General features: G+C 65.3%; 18 protein-coding genes and 1 pseudogene. 9 read left to right on the forward strand and 10 right to left on the reverse strand.

What is annotated here, in order from left to right; all coding sequences use genetic code 11:
* Nucleotides 1–29: 29 nt before the first annotated feature.
* The gene (locus tag OIE68_RS17330) at nt 30–671 is read right to left on the reverse strand and encodes a helix-turn-helix domain-containing protein (RefSeq protein ID WP_327100390.1); all 642 of its coding nucleotides are present in this window, start codon (nt 669–671) and stop codon (nt 30–32) included.
* A gap of 227 nt (nt 672–898) precedes the next feature.
* Nucleotides 899–1564 carry a helix-turn-helix domain-containing protein gene (locus OIE68_RS17335; protein ID WP_327100391.1) on the reverse strand — a complete coding sequence of 222 codons (666 nt, stop codon included), beginning with the start codon at nt 1562–1564 and terminating at the stop codon, nt 899–901.
* Between the two features lie 190 nt (nt 1565–1754).
* Here OIE68_RS17335 and OIE68_RS17340 point away from each other — a divergent pair, with 190 nt between their 5' ends.
* Entirely contained in the window at nt 1755–2543 is a 789-nt protein-coding gene (locus OIE68_RS17340) for an IclR family transcriptional regulator (RefSeq protein WP_327100392.1), read from the forward strand.
* A 47-nt stretch (nt 2544–2590) separates the two neighbouring features.
* On the opposite strand, the pseudogene OIE68_RS47095 reads toward OIE68_RS17340, so the two are convergent.
* The 3 genes and pseudogenes from OIE68_RS47095 to OIE68_RS17350 form a co-directional block, all read right to left on the reverse strand.
* A pseudogene (locus OIE68_RS47095) lies at nt 2591–2938 on the reverse strand (acyl-CoA dehydrogenase family protein); the annotation flags it as partial.
* Between the two features lie 49 nt (nt 2939–2987).
* Nucleotides 2988–3194 carry a helix-turn-helix transcriptional regulator gene (locus OIE68_RS17345; protein WP_327100393.1) on the reverse strand — a complete coding sequence of 69 codons (207 nt, stop codon included), beginning with the start codon at nt 3192–3194 and terminating at the stop codon, nt 2988–2990.
* 52 nt (nt 3195–3246) lie between these two features.
* Nucleotides 3247–3447: a hypothetical protein gene (locus OIE68_RS17350; protein ID WP_327100394.1), complete on the reverse strand. Its 201-nt coding sequence runs from the start codon at nt 3445–3447 to the stop codon at nt 3247–3249.
* A gap of 172 nt (nt 3448–3619) precedes the next feature.
* On the opposite strand from OIE68_RS17350, the gene OIE68_RS17355 reads away from it, so the two are divergent.
* The 7 genes from OIE68_RS17355 to OIE68_RS17385 all read left to right on the forward strand — a co-directional run bounded on the left by OIE68_RS17355 (nt 3620) and on the right by OIE68_RS17385 (nt 12019).
* Nucleotides 3620–4330 carry an AMP-binding protein gene (locus tag OIE68_RS17355; RefSeq protein WP_327101706.1) on the forward strand — a complete coding sequence of 237 codons (711 nt, stop codon included), beginning with the start codon at nt 3620–3622 and terminating at the stop codon, nt 4328–4330.
* Nucleotides 4331–4903: 573 nt separating this feature from the next.
* Entirely contained in the window at nt 4904–5356 is a 453-nt protein-coding gene (locus tag OIE68_RS17360; RefSeq protein WP_327100395.1) for a hypothetical protein, read from the forward strand.
* 1241 nt (nt 5357–6597) lie between these two features.
* On the forward strand, nt 6598–6834 hold the full coding sequence (locus tag OIE68_RS17365; protein WP_327100396.1) for a hypothetical protein: 237 nt from the start codon (nt 6598–6600) through the stop codon (nt 6832–6834).
* Complete coding sequence (locus OIE68_RS17370; protein ID WP_327100397.1) at nt 6831–7901, forward strand: site-specific integrase; 1071 nt, start codon at nt 6831–6833, stop codon at nt 7899–7901. The genes OIE68_RS17365 and OIE68_RS17370 overlap by 4 nt, the downstream gene beginning before the upstream one ends.
* A gap of 803 nt (nt 7902–8704) precedes the next feature.
* Nucleotides 8705–10177: a catalase gene (locus tag OIE68_RS17375; protein WP_327100398.1), complete on the forward strand. Its 1473-nt coding sequence runs from the start codon at nt 8705–8707 to the stop codon at nt 10175–10177.
* A gap of 245 nt (nt 10178–10422) precedes the next feature.
* Nucleotides 10423–11463, forward strand: coding sequence for a catalase family peroxidase (locus OIE68_RS17380; protein WP_327101707.1), 1041 nt, complete (start codon nt 10423–10425; stop codon nt 11461–11463).
* The gene (locus OIE68_RS17385; RefSeq protein ID WP_327100399.1) at nt 11453–12019 is read left to right on the forward strand and encodes a cytochrome b; all 567 of its coding nucleotides are present in this window, start codon (nt 11453–11455) and stop codon (nt 12017–12019) included. The genes OIE68_RS17380 and OIE68_RS17385 overlap by 11 nt, the downstream gene beginning before the upstream one ends.
* Before the next feature lie 74 nt (nt 12020–12093).
* Here OIE68_RS17385 and OIE68_RS17390 read toward each other — a convergent pair whose 3' ends face one another.
* The 4 genes from OIE68_RS17390 to OIE68_RS17405 form a co-directional block, all read right to left on the reverse strand.
* The gene (locus tag OIE68_RS17390; RefSeq protein ID WP_327100400.1) at nt 12094–12240 is read right to left on the reverse strand and encodes a hypothetical protein; all 147 of its coding nucleotides are present in this window, start codon (nt 12238–12240) and stop codon (nt 12094–12096) included.
* Nucleotides 12241–12627: 387 nt separating this feature from the next.
* Nucleotides 12628–13440 (reverse strand): enoyl-CoA hydratase/isomerase family protein, encoded by an 813-nt coding sequence (locus OIE68_RS17395; protein WP_327100401.1) that lies wholly within the window; start codon nt 13438–13440, stop codon nt 12628–12630.
* 76 nt (nt 13441–13516) lie between these two features.
* Nucleotides 13517–14530 (reverse strand): TIGR03617 family F420-dependent LLM class oxidoreductase, encoded by a 1014-nt coding sequence (locus tag OIE68_RS17400; RefSeq protein ID WP_327100402.1) that lies wholly within the window; start codon nt 14528–14530, stop codon nt 13517–13519.
* Complete coding sequence (locus OIE68_RS17405; RefSeq protein WP_327100403.1) at nt 14527–15126, reverse strand: TetR/AcrR family transcriptional regulator; 600 nt, start codon at nt 15124–15126, stop codon at nt 14527–14529. Before OIE68_RS17405 ends, OIE68_RS17400 begins: the two co-directional genes overlap by 4 nt.
* Before the next feature lie 89 nt (nt 15127–15215).
* Between OIE68_RS17405 and OIE68_RS17410 the strand changes: the two genes are divergently transcribed.
* Nucleotides 15216–16334 carry an NADH:flavin oxidoreductase gene (locus OIE68_RS17410; RefSeq protein ID WP_327100404.1) on the forward strand — a complete coding sequence of 373 codons (1119 nt, stop codon included), beginning with the start codon at nt 15216–15218 and terminating at the stop codon, nt 16332–16334.
* A 15-nt stretch (nt 16335–16349) separates the two neighbouring features.
* Here OIE68_RS17410 and OIE68_RS17415 read toward each other — a convergent pair whose 3' ends face one another.
* Nucleotides 16350–17201 (reverse strand): phosphotransferase family protein, encoded by an 852-nt coding sequence (locus tag OIE68_RS17415; RefSeq protein ID WP_327100405.1) that lies wholly within the window; start codon nt 17199–17201, stop codon nt 16350–16352.
* Nucleotides 17202–17380: the final 179 nt, after the last annotated feature.

Here is a 17380-nt window from a genome sequence, read left to right on the forward strand (position 1 = left end):
CTGCTACCAGGGTCCGCGCACCGGCCTGGTCAGTCCGGCACGGTCATCGGAACCCCCGGCCGGTGCGAGCCCTCGTGCACCGTGGGACCGAACTGACGCACTTGTGGATACGTCGTCACCATGTGAGCGACCACGCGGTCAGTCAGGCAGACATAGCAGTGAGGCACATCACCCGGAAACCGAACGAAATCACCAGCGACCAAGTCGACCGAGTCGCTGATAGGCCCAGTGCGCAATTTGCCGGTGATCACATAGAGGTGATGCAGGGTGCCAGGGGCGTGCGGCTCGATCGTGGTCGATTGCTGCCTGTCCCGCTCCAGCCGCAGCACGAGCGTCCGCACATAGCCCGAACCGTAGGTCTCGTCGAGCATGCGCTCGGACCGGTTCATCGACTCGAACCATTCCGCTTCACTCGCCCGCTGGACATAGACGGGGGTACCCCATTCGGTCAGCAGTCGACGCACCGACACATCCAGCGCGGCGCCCAGTAACGCCAGCGTCTCCACGGTGGGATTGCCGACTCCCTGTTCGATCTTGGACAGGGTCTGTTTCGACAACCCGGAACGACGGGCTAGTTCGCCGATGGACATGGCCCGCTCACGGCGATACCGACGGACGTTCCGAGCCACCAGCTCGTTCTCGTCGATCTTGCCGTCACTTTTGATGTACATGTCGTCATTGTTGACGAACAGACGGTCAACTTCCACTAGGGGCCGGCTGAGAGTGTGTGCGATAGCAGATGGCCAATCGCCGATCACGAATCGACCGGGTGACCGTGGTACCGGATTCCACAAGCGAGCAGCCGCGTTCGAACCGAAACGTACCCGCGACCGCACCCTGAGCGCGATCCCGGCAACCGCCGTCACTCTTGATGAACCGGGTTGTCCTTGCCTCTGATTCAGCGACGGTCCCGCGCCGCCGCGATCGCCCGCGCGCTCCGGATCTCCGCCATCGTGAGTGCGGGCTCAACAGCCGGAGCGGCCGGGTACCGCATTCCATCCAACAGCAACGCCAGATAGCGCCGCCAGTTGCCCGGCCGCACAGCCCTGGTGAAGGCCGCGACGGAGTGCACCATCGTGATCGATGCCAGAACATCGGCCGGGGCGAGATCCGCTCGCACTGCACCGTCGGCCCGGGCCCGGTCCACCAAGTTCTCCAGAACCGGCGCGACGGCCGCTTCGAAGCGCGCGAAGGTCCTTGCGCCGTCGGCCGATTCGCTCATGGCAGCGGCCAGTCCCCGGTTTCCTGCCACGAGCTCACAGGTTCGCTCGAGCAGGCCCGCCAACCCCGACCATGGATCCGGATTCCGGTCGGCCGCCGCGGCAGCCGCCTCCAATCGAGTGACGTATCCGCCGGTGATCTCGGCGATCAACTCGGATTTGTTCGCGAACCGCCGGTACACAGTCCCCACTCCGACCTCCGCGGCGGCGGCCACATCGTCGAGCGTGACATCCAATCCACGTTCGGAGAACAGGCGGTCCCCCGCGGCGAGTATCTTGGCGTGATTTCGTGCCGCGTCGGATCGCATGCGGCGGGCGCTCGGCGAAGATTCCGAAGTGGTCATACATCCGAGCATCTCACGTGCCGCACTGGGCTGAATGTGTGGTCGGACACCTGATCACGTACAGATCGTCACTTTTAATATGCCAGTCGTCATTATTGACGAACGGCCCGCCAGTTTGCATGATTGTCATATATAAGTGCCGAGGCGGTGTATCAGATTGGACACCAGCCGTTAGCCGGAGGAACTCACAATGACCACGTCCTTTGCCGATCCGGTCCGCGACGATCGCGCCGCCGTCGACAAGGCCATCAGCCTGCTGGTCGCCTTCGGAGACCAGGCCAGCACCGGTGTCGGTGTCAGTGAGCTCGCCCGGCGCGCAGATCTTTCCAAATCGACGGCCTTCCGGGTGCTCGGGATGCTCGAGCGAAACGGCGTGGTCGAACGTATCGGCACCGGCTACCGGCTCGGAGCTCGGCTGCATCAGCTGGGCCAGGCGGTGTACTCGCCCGAGCATGAGCGCGTCCGGGACCTGCTGCTGCCGTTCCTGACCGACCTGTACGAGATGACCCGTCACACAGTGCATCTGGCGGCCCTGCACGACACCGACGTCGTGTACCTGGCCAAGCTATACGGACATCGCACGATCCCGGCTCCCTCGCGAATCGGCGGGCGGCTCCCCGCGCACGCGACCGCTGTCGGGAAGATCTTGCTCGCGTACGATTCCCACACCGCCGCCAGGGTTATCGCAGGAGGGCTCCCAGCCCTCACTTCCCATACCCGTACCGATCCGGATCGCCTCGCGGACGAGCTCGCGACCATCCGCGCGAACGGCATCGCCGACGACGATCAGGAAAGCCGCCTCGGGCTGGTGTGCTTGGCCGCACCGGTTTTCGACTCCCGGGGCCGCGCGATCGCCGCTCTCTCCGTAGCCGGACGACATGGCCGGTTCGACAGCCGCCGACTGGAGCACGCACTGCGCCGCGTCTGCGCATCCGCCTCCCAGACGCTCGCCCGGGCGCAGCTGCCTCGCACGGCATGATCTCGAACCGCGGTCATGCCGATACCGCAGATCAGCTCCCCCGCGGCCATTCCTGGCAGCCATCGCCGTTTCTGTTCCTCGGTGCCGAACTCGACCAGGTAGGGCGGACACACATCGGAGTGGATGCTGAAGCATGAGGCGATTCCCAGGCTCAGTGACGAAATCTCCTCCGCGACAATGGTACTGAATCGGAATTCATCAGCTCCGGCACCGCCGTACTGTTCCGGTATCGCCAGGCCGAGCAGCCCCTGTGTCCCGGCTTCCTTCCAGATGTCACGCGGAATCGTCTTGTCCGCCAGCATCTGTTCATGCCGAGGCTGCAGGACCCGGCCGACGAATCCTCGCACCGAATCCCGGAAGTCGTCATGGTCGGTGTCATAGATCGTGCGTCGCATTGTGCTCCCTATTGCTGCCGCGACCGCCCCTCACAGGCCACGGCTATTGTCAGAGTTGAGATTTGGTGTGCCGCGCCATCCACGCGGCGATCTGTGCCCGGGACGTGAACCCCAGTTTCCCGAGGATCCGCTCGATGTGGCCGTCGGCCGTTCGCTTCGAGATGACCAACCGCTGCGCGATCTCACGGTTCGACAGACCGCTCTCGACGAGAGCGGCCACCTCGAGTTCCCGCTTGGTCAACGGCTGCGCCGCCACGCGCGATCCGCCGACGGTGTGTTCCTCCGGTCCCAGTCCTAGCTCGATAACGTCACCGAGATCCCGAATGCGGTCGGCGGACCGACCGCGTTCCGGCGTCAACCATTCCGAACGCGGCGGGGGTGTGGCGCTCGAGGGATTCGGACAGCTGCGGGCCGAAGGCGTCCAGGGACGTCCCCAGCGAACGCCACACATGCCCGGCGGCAGCGGCCAATCCGGCCGCCCGCTCGGCCTGGCCACGGTCATAAGCCACCCAGGCCAGCAGATATGGGCCACAATCTGATGCTCGAGCCCGGCTGGGCCGATGTCGCCGATCGAATCCACGAGTGGTTGATCGAGCAACACGCGAAGAACTCCAAGAACGGTGAAATCACGTGCACTCCAAGCCCGCCGAACAACCCCAGCTCGCCCGCCGGTCGCATCGGATGAACCATGCGGAGCGGCATGCCGCGGTCCTCGGTGACCGTGCGGCGATCCGGTTCAATGGGACGACCGCGACCTGGGTGCAGCTACGCGACCGGATCCATCGGCTGGCGCGGGGATTCTCGTCTCGGGGTGTCGGGTTCGGTGACCGCGTTGCCCTCGTCGCGGGGAACCGCCCCGAGTTTGTCGAAATCATCCTCGCCGCAAACCTTCTCGGCGCCATAGCGGTGCCGATCAACTTCCGCCTGACCGGACCCGAGGTGGCCTACATCCTGGCCGACTCCGGCGCGAAGATCGTTGTCGGGGACGAACTGGGAACCCCGATCGTCGCCGCCGCGGTGCAGGAGTTCGACGAAGGCCCCTGGGTGATCACCACCGGAGTCGATGGCACCGAGCGGCCCACGTCCATCGGCGAAAGGCACCAAAAGTGTCCCCTCGCCGAATACCCAGCGCAGCAACGACGATATCACCGCACTCGGAGCCCCCGCACTGGTCCTGGGAGTCGTACTGATCGTCGCGGGAGGCGCCGCTGTACTGCCGGCACGGACTTGGCCACGCGACTACGGCGTGCTGTTGGTCATCCTTGCCTACGGCCGCTACATGAGTCTCGCCGGTTCGTTGCCCATGTGGGGCTTCCGCTTGACCTCGAGGCCACGCACCGCAGTCCTACCCGCCCTGAATGTCGTTGTGGGCGTGTCGATTGCCGTCAATGACGGTTGCGGGCCCGGTCAGCGTCGATGCACAGTACCGATAGCAGTATGGCTCAGAAGTGGTGTCCGACCTACGAAACGTCACTCTGGCAGCCACGCTCCCGGTCGCCCACAACACGAGACCGGCACCACACTGGACAACATTCTGATCAGCGATTCCGCCCATGCCACAACCCGTTTGAAGCAGGCAACAGACCGAAACCGAACCAACCGACAGAACGCGACAACGGTCCCACTCAGCTACTTCCACCGCAGTACCGAAAATCGTTACAAATCAACAGAATACAGACATTGCAACTTCACCGGCGACTCTATGCTATGCTCCAGCGAACCGAAATAGCCTCCACTTGAACACCAATCCGCGTCATCGATGACAGAGATTCGTGATCAAGTCCCCTCTCGCGCACGGATCTGCAACATTTTTGTTGGATATCGGTGCCGTGTGTGCGAGTGCAATCGCACACACGGAGGTTGACCTGTGATTCTCTGCTCTGACCTGCGCCGATATGTGGCGCATCTGCCGGAAATCGACTCTGCGGCACCCTCGGGAATGTTTGCTGGCGGGGGTGATCGACGGTGATCACGCCCGTCGTCCCGCACAGCGAGGCGTGGTTGTGGCCGTTGATCATCGAAGGGTCGATGGCGCAATCCACCGTCGCACTGTTGGCCCTCGCCCACTCCACTCACGGCGACGAGCATCCGTACGCTACCGGCCACGTTGTGGACGACTCCCCCGCACAGCACACCGACCGAGCAATCACCGAAAACACAGCCCAGGCTCCGCAAGCGGCACCGAACGTGATCCCAGGCGTGCACACGCCATCGCACACTTCCGTCGATGCCCGCCAAGACCTTTCCGATCTGGCTGCGCGGTTGTGCCCGGTGGCGGCGGCTGGGTTTGGGGAGCCCTACAGTTCTGAGGTAATACGATCTTGGCCTTGGACGACTCCCGACCGCTGGGACCTCACCGGCGCCGTGGTCTGCCAGATCGGCGTCGCGATCATCATGTACGCACCACGCCCCGCCTGACCTCGATCTGGCCAGCGACTGCAGCACCACACGTGTCATGATCTGCTACAGTCTGCGCGAAAGCCACTGAGCTGCAAATACTCTCCCGAATCGGCAGTCGCCGCCCGGAAGATCCCCAGAGAAGTGATGACAGGCACCACCCGTCACTACAGCTGGTAATTCGCTTCGATAACCAGCCGCCCACCCGAAAACCGCAGGTCGTCCCCCATTCCCATGTTCGACACGCCCCGCCGAAGGCGCAACCCCGCGCCCCTGGCAGTCGCTCCGAGAATGCTCAGGATAACTGCAGGTCGGCGACGAATGCGAGGTTGGGGATATGGGTCAGCTCCCCCTCCCGACTTGGACCCCAACGAGAATCGGACGAGGATGCGGACCTGCTGAAAGCACACCCACTCAAAGTTGCCGAAAGTCGCTGGGGGCAGGAGGTCCTTGGCGTGCCACGCTAAGACACGCCGGAATGTAGCGGCCAACGCGTCCTCCGACGACCGGGTTAAACACTTCCACAGCCACGGTTTCGTTGCGGTACCTGTACCTGGGCCAGCACTTCCGACCGTCGGTGGCAGTGTCGCACAACCGACGCTGGCAGGGACCGCGCACACCCGCAGTTGTGGCGCAAACGGCCAGAATCGGCTTTTATGGATGCTGGGAGAATCAGTAGGCAGGGTGCGAAAGAAGTGCCCCATGTCTTCGATGTTGGACTTCTGGCTTTTCGCCGCCGTCCTCCCCGAGATTAAACCCAGGTGCGGATTTCGGGTGAGTCCTCTGCTCCGTTACAGCCAAACCCCGCCGATGACGGGCCGATGTGCTGCGGATTCGGCGAGGAACGCCAGACTACGAGCGCTGAGACCTCACAGCTTCTCGCAGGTAGGTTGGCAGGCTGGGCAAAGGTTGAATCTCTCGATCTTCAGCGGTGTGATCACCGCGGTCATGGCTGGAGCCGATCAGTGACTGGGCGGCCGTGTGCGAGTGACGATGGCCCGCAAGACATGCCGGGTTCAAGCTCGTCGCCAAGCGATCTGCAACGCGAGCCGGTCACTGGGTTGTTCGAAGGGTTGTACCAATCCGTCGCTGCCCGTCCGGGACGGTCGAAAGCGCTGGCGGACTTCGTGTTCCCGGCTGCTCTGGACGAGGCACCGATCGCACCCCTCTACTGTTCGGTCACGACCATCGACAACCGAGGCCGGCTCGCTGCCAGATCTGCAGTAAGAGTGCTGGGTTGGGCTCCAGGGCAACCGCTTTCGATGGACGTAGAGCGCGGCGTGGTAAAGGTTCGGCGCTCGCGCGATGGCCAGCCGCTCCAACAACGCAGGTTTCTGATACTTCCATCCGATATCCGCAACAAGTGTCGGCTGTATGCGGGTGATCGGGTGTTGATAGCCGTGTCCCTCGCCGATGAGGTACTCGTGGTGTACCCGCCCCGGATGTTGACGGCGGCGCTGTGGGCGTACTTCCCGGACCCGTGGCAGCAAGGGCGATGAAAGACGCCGAGGTGGCCGAACTGCTGCAAGCGATCTCGCGGCTGGGCTTGACGGTCGTAGGAAAGGATGTCACAGCGGCGGGTGTCGAGGTGCCGACGTTCGGTGAGTTCGTTCCTCGGGTGTCGTGCGCTGTGCCGGTGTTGCAGCGGGAGAGCTACACAACTTACTGGCGAATTCTCGTGGTCGAGTGGGGTCACCGGCGTTTGAGCGAGCCGACGCCCACCGAGATCCTTCATCTGATGAATCGGCACAAGGCCAACGCCGTGGTCAGGTCGAATTGGCGTGGAGGTACGGGCGCGGCCAGGAACTTCCTGCACGCGGTGCGGTGTTTGTACCGCTTCGCCGAGATGGACAGCTTGATTGCTCCGGCGGACAACCCCGCGGCCAAGGTCCCGATGCCGCGGAAGCTGGAAAGCAGCCGTCACGCTTTGACTCCAGAGCAGGTTTCCGATCTGGGGCGCGTCGCGTCTGAAACGGGCAACGATGTCGAGTTGGACGCTCTGATCGTGCGCCTGCACATCGAGACGGCATGCCGCCGTGAAGCCGCGCTCAAACTGCGTCTGGACGAGTTGAGCGCTGGCGATTGCACCGTCCTGCTGCATCACAAAGGCGGCGTGGACGCGTGGCATCCTGTGACTCCCCTGCTCATGCGCAGACTCGTCGAACATGTCGAGACCCGAGGCGGAAGTTCCGCGAAAGCCCAGCACCGAGTGCTGCGAACCCGCGGCGGGAACCCGATCACCGGTCGACGCTACGACAACCTCCACGGCCGGTTCCGCCGGTATCTGCCCTGGGCTGACGCGAAAGGTGTGACCGTGCACTGGCTACGGCATACCACCTTGACTTTTGTCGAGCGAGAGTTCGGGGAAGCGGTTGCACGCCGGTATGCGGCCCACCGAGACCCGGGCACGACTGCGACACCGATCTACACGAAGGCATCCCTGGTCGAATGCGCGGAAGCGCTGGTCGCAGTCACCGGGCAACCGCATCCACTTGCCCGTAGCGAACGCACTTCGACAGCGCTGCAGGCCCACGAAGAGAAGGGACACGAAAAAGGGGTATGGTGATCGCATGTACACGAAAAGTGTGCATAAATACCACATTTCGAGTGTCCTGGTCCCCCTCCGGACACAGACAGTCCGCCAACACGTGGCCGTGGGTTCGTTTCGGTCGTAACTGCGTGGGCGTCGTGGTTGGCTCGCTCTGTCGGAACTTCCACGGATCGGGTACGGGAACTGAAGTCCGGCTGCAGATTGATCCCTGGCGAGACAAACGCGGCGACCTCCTCGGAGTCCAACACGTAGCGCACTGCCAGACCCGACCCCCAAGAGTGGCCCAGCACCACCCAGCTATCGATCCCGCGGCTCGGCGCACTGCCTCGATATCGGCGACACGCCCCGCGCCAGGCGCCATAAAAGTTGGGGCCGAGTGACCAACGCCCGCAGGGGCATCGCGATCCCTCAGACGGGATACGTACTGGTTCGGCGGCTGGTTCCGGGGTGCGGTAGCGGTCAACGCGGCGGCGGCTTGTGTAGCGGCGGAAAGTGTTTCGATCGGCCAGGCCCGATCACGCATCGACACCGGACGGTGTCGCTTCCAGTCTGCGACGCCCGATGGCCGCCAACCACCCTCGACCCGCTACAGCGGTGATCTCACTGACGGGCCCTCGGTCTGATTGGCGGAAGAGTAGGATTTTTTTTCCGCAGAGCAGTGCGGGTGTAGCGGCGTTTTCGGCGCTCGAAGCACTGAGGATGATCGGCGATTTATACGTTGCGCGGTGTGATGCCGCGACGGTGTGTCGATTTGTGAGCTACAGGTTCGCCGCGCTCGGTCACTGCCCCGGATTTCCACACACATCGGAGGTCGGGAGATGAATACCTCACAGTCGAAACTGACAACAGATTCGGGTATTCCGGTTGAAAGCGACGAGTTTTCGCTGACTGTCGGTCCCGGAGGCCCGATTCTGCTGCAGGATGCCTATCTGATCGAGCAGATGGCTCAGTTCAACCGGGAGCGGATCACAGAGCGGCAGCCGCACGCCAAGGGCAGCGGCGCGTTCGGCCGGTTCGAGGTCACCCGTGACCTCAGTGCCTATACCAAAGCGGCGGTGTTCCAGCCGGGCACCTCGACCCGATTGGTGGCCAGATTCTCGCAGGTGGCCGGGGAGCGCGGATACCCCGACACAGTGCGGGACCTGCGGGGGTTCGCGCTGAAGTTCTACACCAGCGAAGGCAACTACGACATGGTCGGCAACGCCACGCCGATCTTCTTCGTGAAGGACCCGCTGCACTTCCAGCATTTCATCCGTTCGCAGAAGCGCCGTGCCGACAACAACCTGCGCGACAACGACATGCAGTGGGACTTCTGGACGCTGCTGCCCGAAACCGCGCACCAGGTGATCTGGCTGATGGGCGACCGCGGTATACCGCGTACGTGGCGGCACATGAACGGCTACAGCTCGCATGCGTACATGTGGATCAACGCCACGGGCGAGCGGTTCTGGGTGAAGTATCAATTCAAGACAGATCAGGGCATCCAGTGCTACACCCAGACCGAAGCCGACCTGCTCGCCGGGACCGACCCCGACTACCACACCCGTGATTTGTTCGAGGCGATCGAGCACGGCGAGCACCCGAGCTGGACGCTGTTTGTGCAGATCATGGCCTTCGATGATGCCGCAGGCTATCGGTTCAACCCATTCGACCTGACCAAGGTGTGGCCGCACGGCGACTACCCACTCATCGAGGTCGGACGGCTGACCCTGGACCGCAACCCGGTCGACAATCACACTCAAATCGAGCAGCTCGCCTTCCAGCCCAACAATCTGGTCCCAGGTATCGGGCCGAGCCCGGACCGGATGCTGCTGGCGCGCCTGTTCTCCTACGCCGACGCGCACCGCGCCCGGCTAGGCGTGAACTACGAGCAAATCCCGGTCAACGCACCGGTCGTGCCCGTGCACACCTACAGCAAAGACGGCATGATGCGGATCCAGAACCGCACCGACCCGGTTTATGCACCCAATTCCAAGGGCGGACCGCGCGCCGACAGCGAGCACTACCCACCCGCCAGTTGGTACACAGACGGCGACATCATGCGTACCGCCTATGAACGACACCGCGAAGACGACGATTGGGGCCAAGCGGGAACCCTCGTCCGCACCGTGATGGATGCTGCAGCACGCGATCGCCTCGTCGACAACATCGTGAGCCACCTGCTGGCCGGCGTGACCGAGCCGGTCCTGAAACGTGTCTTCGAATACCTGCGCAACGTCGACACCAGCCTGGGTGACCGAGTCGAACACGACGTTCACGCACACAAAGGTGTCCACGCGGCCAAGTCCTGATCACAGCCGCATCGACCTGAGGCGCATCGCAGGCAAGGAGTCCAGGCGATCGCCCGCGATAAGTGAACCGCTCCGGATCCGGCATCGATACCAGTGGCGCAGGCGGCGGAAAGGCAAGGTGGCGAGTGCAAGGCAGCAATGATTCCGGCCATCGAGACGAGTCGGACACGCAGCCCGACCACGGTGCCGATCCCGCACCGGATCGGTGGCTGAACAGGGTCACGCTCACCCGGCGAAGTGCGCTGATGGGGATGACGACGGTGGCCGGTGTCGCCGCGGTGGACGTCGGTGCGTTTGCCTTCGCGGGCGGCTGGCTGCGGCCCGACGCGCTGACACCCGCACGGTTCGTCGACCGGTTCGAACATGCGTACGGGCGTCACGACGGTTTCCGGCGCAACCATGCCAAGGGCCTCAGCGCCAGCGGGACCTTCCAAAGCAACGGTGCCGGTACCGCGGTGTGCAAGTCGACCGTGTTCAAAGCCGGGACGGTTCCGGTGATCGGCCGGTTTTCGCTTTCCGGCGGACTGCCCGATCAGCCCGACAAACCGGACACGGTTCGCGGCCTGGCACTGCTGTTCTTGCCGCCCGGTGGCCAACAGTGGCGCACCGCGATGGTCAACATCCCGGTCTTCGTCGACAGCACACCGCAGGGATTCTACGAACGACTGCTCGCCACCAAGCCGGTGCCGGAGACCGGCAAGCCTGACCCGCAGCTGATGGCCGCGTTTTTGGCCCGCCACCCCGAGTCCGCCGCCGCCATGAAGATCATCAACCAGTCCCCGCCCAGTTCGGGGTTCGCCAACAGCACCTTTCACGGGCTCAACGCGTTTCATTTCACCAACGACACGGGCGCCACCGCTCCCGTCCGCTGGGTGGCAGTCCCGCTACAAAACGGTCAGCCCACCGGTGCCCCGCCGTCGGCACAGAACGACTACCTGTTCGACGCCCTGATCGAAGCGGTAGCACGCGGCCCGCTGAGCTGGCGGCTGATCCTGACCATCGGCGGCCCCGAGGACCCGACCAACGATGCCACCAAGCGGTGGCCGGATTCACGGCCCACGATCGACGCCGGCACCATCACGATCAACGCCGTCCAGACCGAGGCTGCAGGAAACGCACGCGACATCAACTTCGACCCGACTGTATTACCCGACGGCATCGCCGTATCCGACGATCCGCTGCTGAGCGCGCGCTCTGCCGTCTACGCCCGCTCATTCACCCGCCGCGCCGCTGAGCCCAAGCGACCCAGCGAGGTCAACGTCGCCCAGGTGCGCGATGAGCGATAAGCCCGGCCGCTTCACCCTTCTTTCGAGACTGTTCCACTGGTCGATGGCAGCAATGGTCATCGCCCAACTGCTCCTCGGCGTCACCATGGTGGCGTCGCTGAGCTACTACCCCCTGCTGCTGGCCATCCACCGACCGCTCGGCATCACGATCCTCGTTTTCGCGGTGGTGCGGTTGGTGAATCGACTCACGCATCGGCCGCCGCCATTCCTGGCCACGATGAGCCGCCGGGAACGCAAGATCGCGACGTGGTCGGAATATCTGCTGTACGCGCTACTGCTCGTGCAACCCCTGATCGGCTGGGCAATGCTCGCGGCGGCCCGCTACCCGATCATCCTCTTCGGGCCGCTCCACCTTCCCGGCATCGCGCCGCACAACATCACCCTGTACGCCGTGCTGCGAATCGGCCACTCAATTCTCGCGTTCCTGCTCTTCTTGACCTTTACCGCTCACATGAGTGCAGTCCTGTTTCATACCCTCGTGCTGCGCGACCGGCTCATCGACCGTATGGCACTGTGGCCGACCAAGTCTGCAGCCGCAGCGGATCACCAGGCCTGAGCTGGGCAGGATCACGAGGCGCCGACGGCTTCGGCGTCCACTGCTGCGATCCGGCCGCACTCGCGGCAGCTGGACTAAATGAAGCCGATTGCGGCCAGCCCGTCGACGATCGGACCGGCCGTGTCGGTCAGCATCAGCCGTGAGCCGACCAATACTCCGAGGACCACCGCGAGCATCGCGACGGCAATGCCGACGCCCCGAAGGAATCGCCAGTCGAACATGTCCGCCACCCTAGTCTCGAGACCGGGCGTGCGCTCTGACCGAATTCAGGAACGACCGACTTCGGAGCAATCCGCCTGCCACTTCAACAATGCGGTAGGTGCCTTCGCCTGCGAGGCAGCGTGCCGACAGCCGGCCTTGCGGGATCGACGCGGCGACGACGTTGGGGCGAGCGCAAGGGCCTCGTCGCGGGACGTGGTCGCTGATGGGGACACCGGACCACTCTGCGCTGAGTCCGGTGAGCAATCGCTGCCGGTGTAGGACGCTGCAGCGGCAGCCGACACGAGCTGTGGCGGCAGTTGAAATTGTGCGCGATGCAGGGCTTGTACGAGGCCGCCGACGGCACCTACCAGGTCCTTGGGCTCGATTTGTCCAAGTAGGCCGGACGGTCAGAACTGTGGCAAGTCCTCCCACTCGCTCGACAGCCGGGCAGACCACGCCGGTTTGCGGCGGCCGAGCCGGGCGCGCATTCCTTCCGCGGCGTCGGGGGTGCCCATGACCCGCAGGTGCAGTTCGGTTTCGAGCTCGGCGACGCGGGTGGGGTCGTAGCCGTGGATCGCGGTGTCCCACAGCAGTCGTTTGCTCAAAGCCGCGGACATCGGCGCGACATTTGCGGCCATGTCGGCGGCCATCGCGAGAGCGGCGGGCAGCACGTCGGCGGCGGGTAGGCAGCGGGTGGCGAGGCCGAGTCGCACTGCTTCCGGGCCGTCGAAAGTCCGTCCCGACAACAGGATGTCGGCCGCGACCGACATCCCCGCGACCTTGGCCACGGTCCAGTGCGCCATCGCGTCGGGCACGACGCCGAGGCGCACCTGGGGAATGGCGTAGCGGGCGGCGTCTGCGACCAGGCGGATGTCGGCCTGCATCGCCAGGGTCAGCCCGATGCCGATCGCGTGCCCGTTTACCGCGGCGATCACCGGTTTTCGCAGGGCGAAGGCGGGCGGGTCGACCGGTGACGCGGAAAATGCCGCGCTGTCGGGCTTTTCGAACGTCGTCGCACCGCCGCCCAGATCCGCTCCGGCGCAGAAGGCCGGGGCGGCGCCGGTCAGCACGATGACCCGGACATCGTCGTCGGCATTCAGATCGCGGTACGCCCGGCCGAGCGCGCGCCCCATCGCGGCGGTGAAGGCATTGCGGCGCTCGGGCCGGTCCAATGTCACCACCGCGACGCCGTCGGCGATGTCGATCCGCACGTCGCTCATGCCTGCGCCTCGCTGACGCTCGGCTCCGGCATGACCGACCTTGTCGGCTGTGTTGATGTTCGCTCGCTGCGCTCGCTCATGCGACCTGCAATTGCGCGACCAGGTCCCTGATGTGTGCGTCGGCGACGGCGTAACCCGGGAAATAGCAACAGATCCGGTCGGCGACGGCACCGAAGCGCGCCATGATCCCGGCGGCGCATTCTTCGGGCGTGCCGTAGACGGCGAGTGTCTCCAGCATCCGGTGATCGATCAGTTCGGTCATCGCGGTGACCTGGCCGCGCTTGGACAGCGTGTTCAGTTCGGGCTGGAGCTCACCCCAGCCCTCGACATCGAGGACCGGACGGTAGGCGGGCGTCGATCCGTAGAAGGCGAGCAGCCGGCGGACGCCGACGGCGGCGGCCTCGAGTTCGCCGGCGGTCCGGCCCATCGCGACGATCACCTGTGGATAGATCGCCAGCTCCGCGGCATCGCGACCGGCGCGCGCCAGGCCCTCGGCGATGGCAGGCTGGGTGCGCTCGGCGAAATGCCTGACACTGTTGAACGGCATGACCAGTAGCCCGTCGGCCACCTCGGCCGCGGTTCTGGTCATGATCGGGCCGAGCGCGCCGAGGCAGATCTCCGGCACACCATAGGGATTGGTGCCGGGGTCGAAGGTGGGCGGCATCAGGGTGTGCCGGGTGAATTCGCCCTCGAAGCGCAGTGGCGTGCCGTGCTGCCAGGAGCCGAGAATGGCCTTGACCGCCAGCACCGCTTCCCGCATCCGTGCCGCCGGCTGCGACCACTGGCCGCCGTACCGCTTGTCGATGTGCGCGCGGGTCTGCGAACCCAGGCCCAGCCGGAACCGGCCGCGGCTGAGCAGATGCAGATCGTAGGCTGCATGCGCCAGGTGCACGGGGCTGCGCGGGAGAGCGATGGCGACGTTGGTCATCAGGTCGACGGGTTCGGCGCCGGTCGCCGCCAGGGTCAGCGGCAGGAAGACATCGTGGGGCCCTTCGAAGGTGAACAGGCCGTCGGCGCCGCACGCGATCAATTCGGCTGCCCGCGAGACGGCTTCGTCGGGACGACCGTTCAGCTGGAGATCGATCTTCATTGTTCCGCCGTCCTACCCGCGGCCACCAGCGCGTACAGCGCGTCGGCCATTCTCGACACGAACAGCTCGGCCTCCTCGCTGCCACGCGAGAGCGCGTGGAATGTCGTTGTCCCCGCGAGTATTTCGAAGACGAGTTCGGCATCGGCGCCGGGGGCGATCCGGCCGTCGTCGACCGCGCCGCCGAGCAGCTCGGCGAACGCCTTGCGCACCGGTGCCCCGATCGCCAGCAGCCGCCGCCGCGCCTCCTCCGTCTGCGAATCGGCCAGCAGGCCCGGCACTCCGGCTCGCGCGGCGGGACTGTCCGCGCGAGCGAGGAAGATCCGCACCCAGGTCGCCAGGTCGGCCCGCAGGTCCCCGGTCGGCTCGGGCGGCGCGTGCCCGCCCGGACCGTGAATGGCCTCCTCCAGCAGGGCCTGCCGAGTCGGCCAGCGCCGATAGATCGCAGGCGAGTTCACGCCGGCACGCTTGGCGATCGCCACGATCGTGGTCTGCGGGTACCCCACTTCGGCCAGCAACTGCCGTGCCGCGATGAGCACGGCGAGGTCTTTGTCGGCATCACGCGGCCGACCGGGACGCGGCGAGGTCTCCGAGGTCATAATTACATAGTAACCTGTAACGTTATTATCTCTGTTCGGGTGGGACCCGGCCGATTGCCCGAAAGCCCCGACACTGGCAGGGTGTCGCCGTGGACCCCCTGTTCTCGCCGCTGCGCGTCAGATCGCTGACGCTGCCCAACCGCATCGTCATGTCCCCCATGACCCGGCGGCACTCGCCGGCCGGAGTACCCGGCGCCGACGTCGCCGCCTACTACCGCAGGCGAGCCGACGGCGGCACCGGGCTGGTCACCACCGAGGGCATCGGGATCGATCACCCGACGGCGGTCGACTGTGTGAAAGTGCCTCGGCTGCACGGTGAATCGGCGCTGGCCGGATGGCGCCACGTGGTCGACGGTGTGCACGAGGCGGGCGGCCGGATCGTGCCGCAGCTCTGGCACGTCGGCCCGCTGTGGGGTGCGATGAGTGCGGTGGACCCGACACCGACCCCGCTCCGGCCGTCCGGGCTGTGGGGCCGGGTCGGCCGCACCGGATACCCGCAGCGGTACCTGACCTGGGCCACCACCCCGACCGCCGCGATGACCGAGCGCGACATCGAGGACGTCATCGCCGCCTACGTACGCTCGGCGCGCAATGCCGTCGACGTCGGCTTCGACGGCATCGCCCTGCACGCGGGCCACGGCTACCTCCTCGACGCGTTCCTCTGGGACGCCACCAACCAGCGCACCGACCACTGGGGCGGCGACCTGCGCCGACGGACGAACTTTCCGGTCGAAGTGGTGCGCGCGGTCCGCCGCGCGATCGGCCCCGACCTGCCGATCTTCTACCGGTTCTCCCAGCACAAGCAGCAGGACTACACCGCCCGCATCGCCCGCACCCCGGACGAGCTAGCCGTGATCCTCACCGCCCTGGTCGAGGCGGGCGTCGACGTTCTCGACGCCAGCACCCACCGTTTCGACCAGCCCGCCTTCGACGGCAGCGACCTGACCCTGGCCGGTTGGGCCAAGAAGCTGACCGGGGCGCCGAGCATGGCCGTCGGCAGCATCGGTCTGAGTAAGTCGTTGCGCGAGAACGGCATTCCCGAACCCGCATCGCTCGACGAGGTGTACCGGCGGTTGTCGGACGAGGAGTTCGATCTGGTCGCGATCGGCCGCCTCCATCTGGCCGACCCGGCCCTGGCCCATACCCTCCGCTCCGGCGGCCCGCTCCCCGCGTTCGACCGTGAGCGTCACGCGGGCGTGCTGTTCTGATCCATGATCCACGGCCTAGGGGTCGCGGAGCAGCTGCTCGATCCCTGCAGCGCAGAACGCGGTCACATCGATCTCCGGCGGTAGCTGTAGCCGGTGCGCCATCCGCAGCAGCGGGATACTGAGCAGGACGGCCGCCAGTATCTCGTTGTAGCGCAGGTTGCGCACCGTCATCCCGCTGCGTTGCTCGTAGCGAGCGATCGTTTCCTCCCGGGTGGGTGTTCCCGGAAGTCGTTCGGTGTCCTGGTATTCCGAGCACGCCCAATCCAGGAACAGCATCCAGGCGAGGTCGGCCTCGTGGTCGCCGATGTAGGCGATCTCCCAGTTGAGGACACCCGTGACCCGGAATTCGCTGTCGTAGAGGATGTTCGACATTCGGGCGTCGCCCCAGCAGAGGGTGACGTGCTCGGGCTCGTAGAGGTTGGCCCGCAACCATTCGGTCGCGCGGCGCAGGGCGGGCGGCTGGGTGTCCGACGCCCACGCCGGCGCGGACTCGATGTAGCCGATGAGCTGTTCGAGCGGAGCTGCGCCGAACTGGGGGAACGCCAGGAAGTCCAGATTCAGCGCACGCCAGTCGAGTTGATGGATCTGGGCGATGGTGTCGACAGGCCCCCACCACATCCGGGCCCACTCTTCCGGCTCGGCGTCGAAGTACAGCCCGGCGCAGTGATAGGACGGCAGATCGCCGGGCGCGCTGCCCTCGATGCTGTCCATCACGAAATACGGACTGCCGAGCGCGGTTCCCTCACGGTCGAGCCAGCGGACGGTGGGAACGGCGATGGGGGGTATCGGCGAGCCGTCGCATGACCAGCACCTGCCGCAGCAGGTCGTAGTCGGGAAACAGCGCCACCTCGGGGGGAGGACCGTCACGCCCCCTCTATTTGCCGATGACCAGCAGTTTTCGGTGTTGCAGGAGGTTGGCGTACTGGTCGATTCCCCCTACCGACATGAACCCCTGGCGCACCCGCCTCGGTGAGCCAGCAGCCGAACGGACGTCCCAAGTGCAGGCGAATCGCGTGGCAGACTGCTCAGATCAATAATTCGAGGCC

Origin of the sequence: Nocardia vinacea (assembly GCF_035920345.1) — a bacterium.
GTDB classification, from domain to species: Bacteria; Actinomycetota; Actinomycetes; order Mycobacteriales; family Mycobacteriaceae; genus Nocardia; species Nocardia vinacea_A.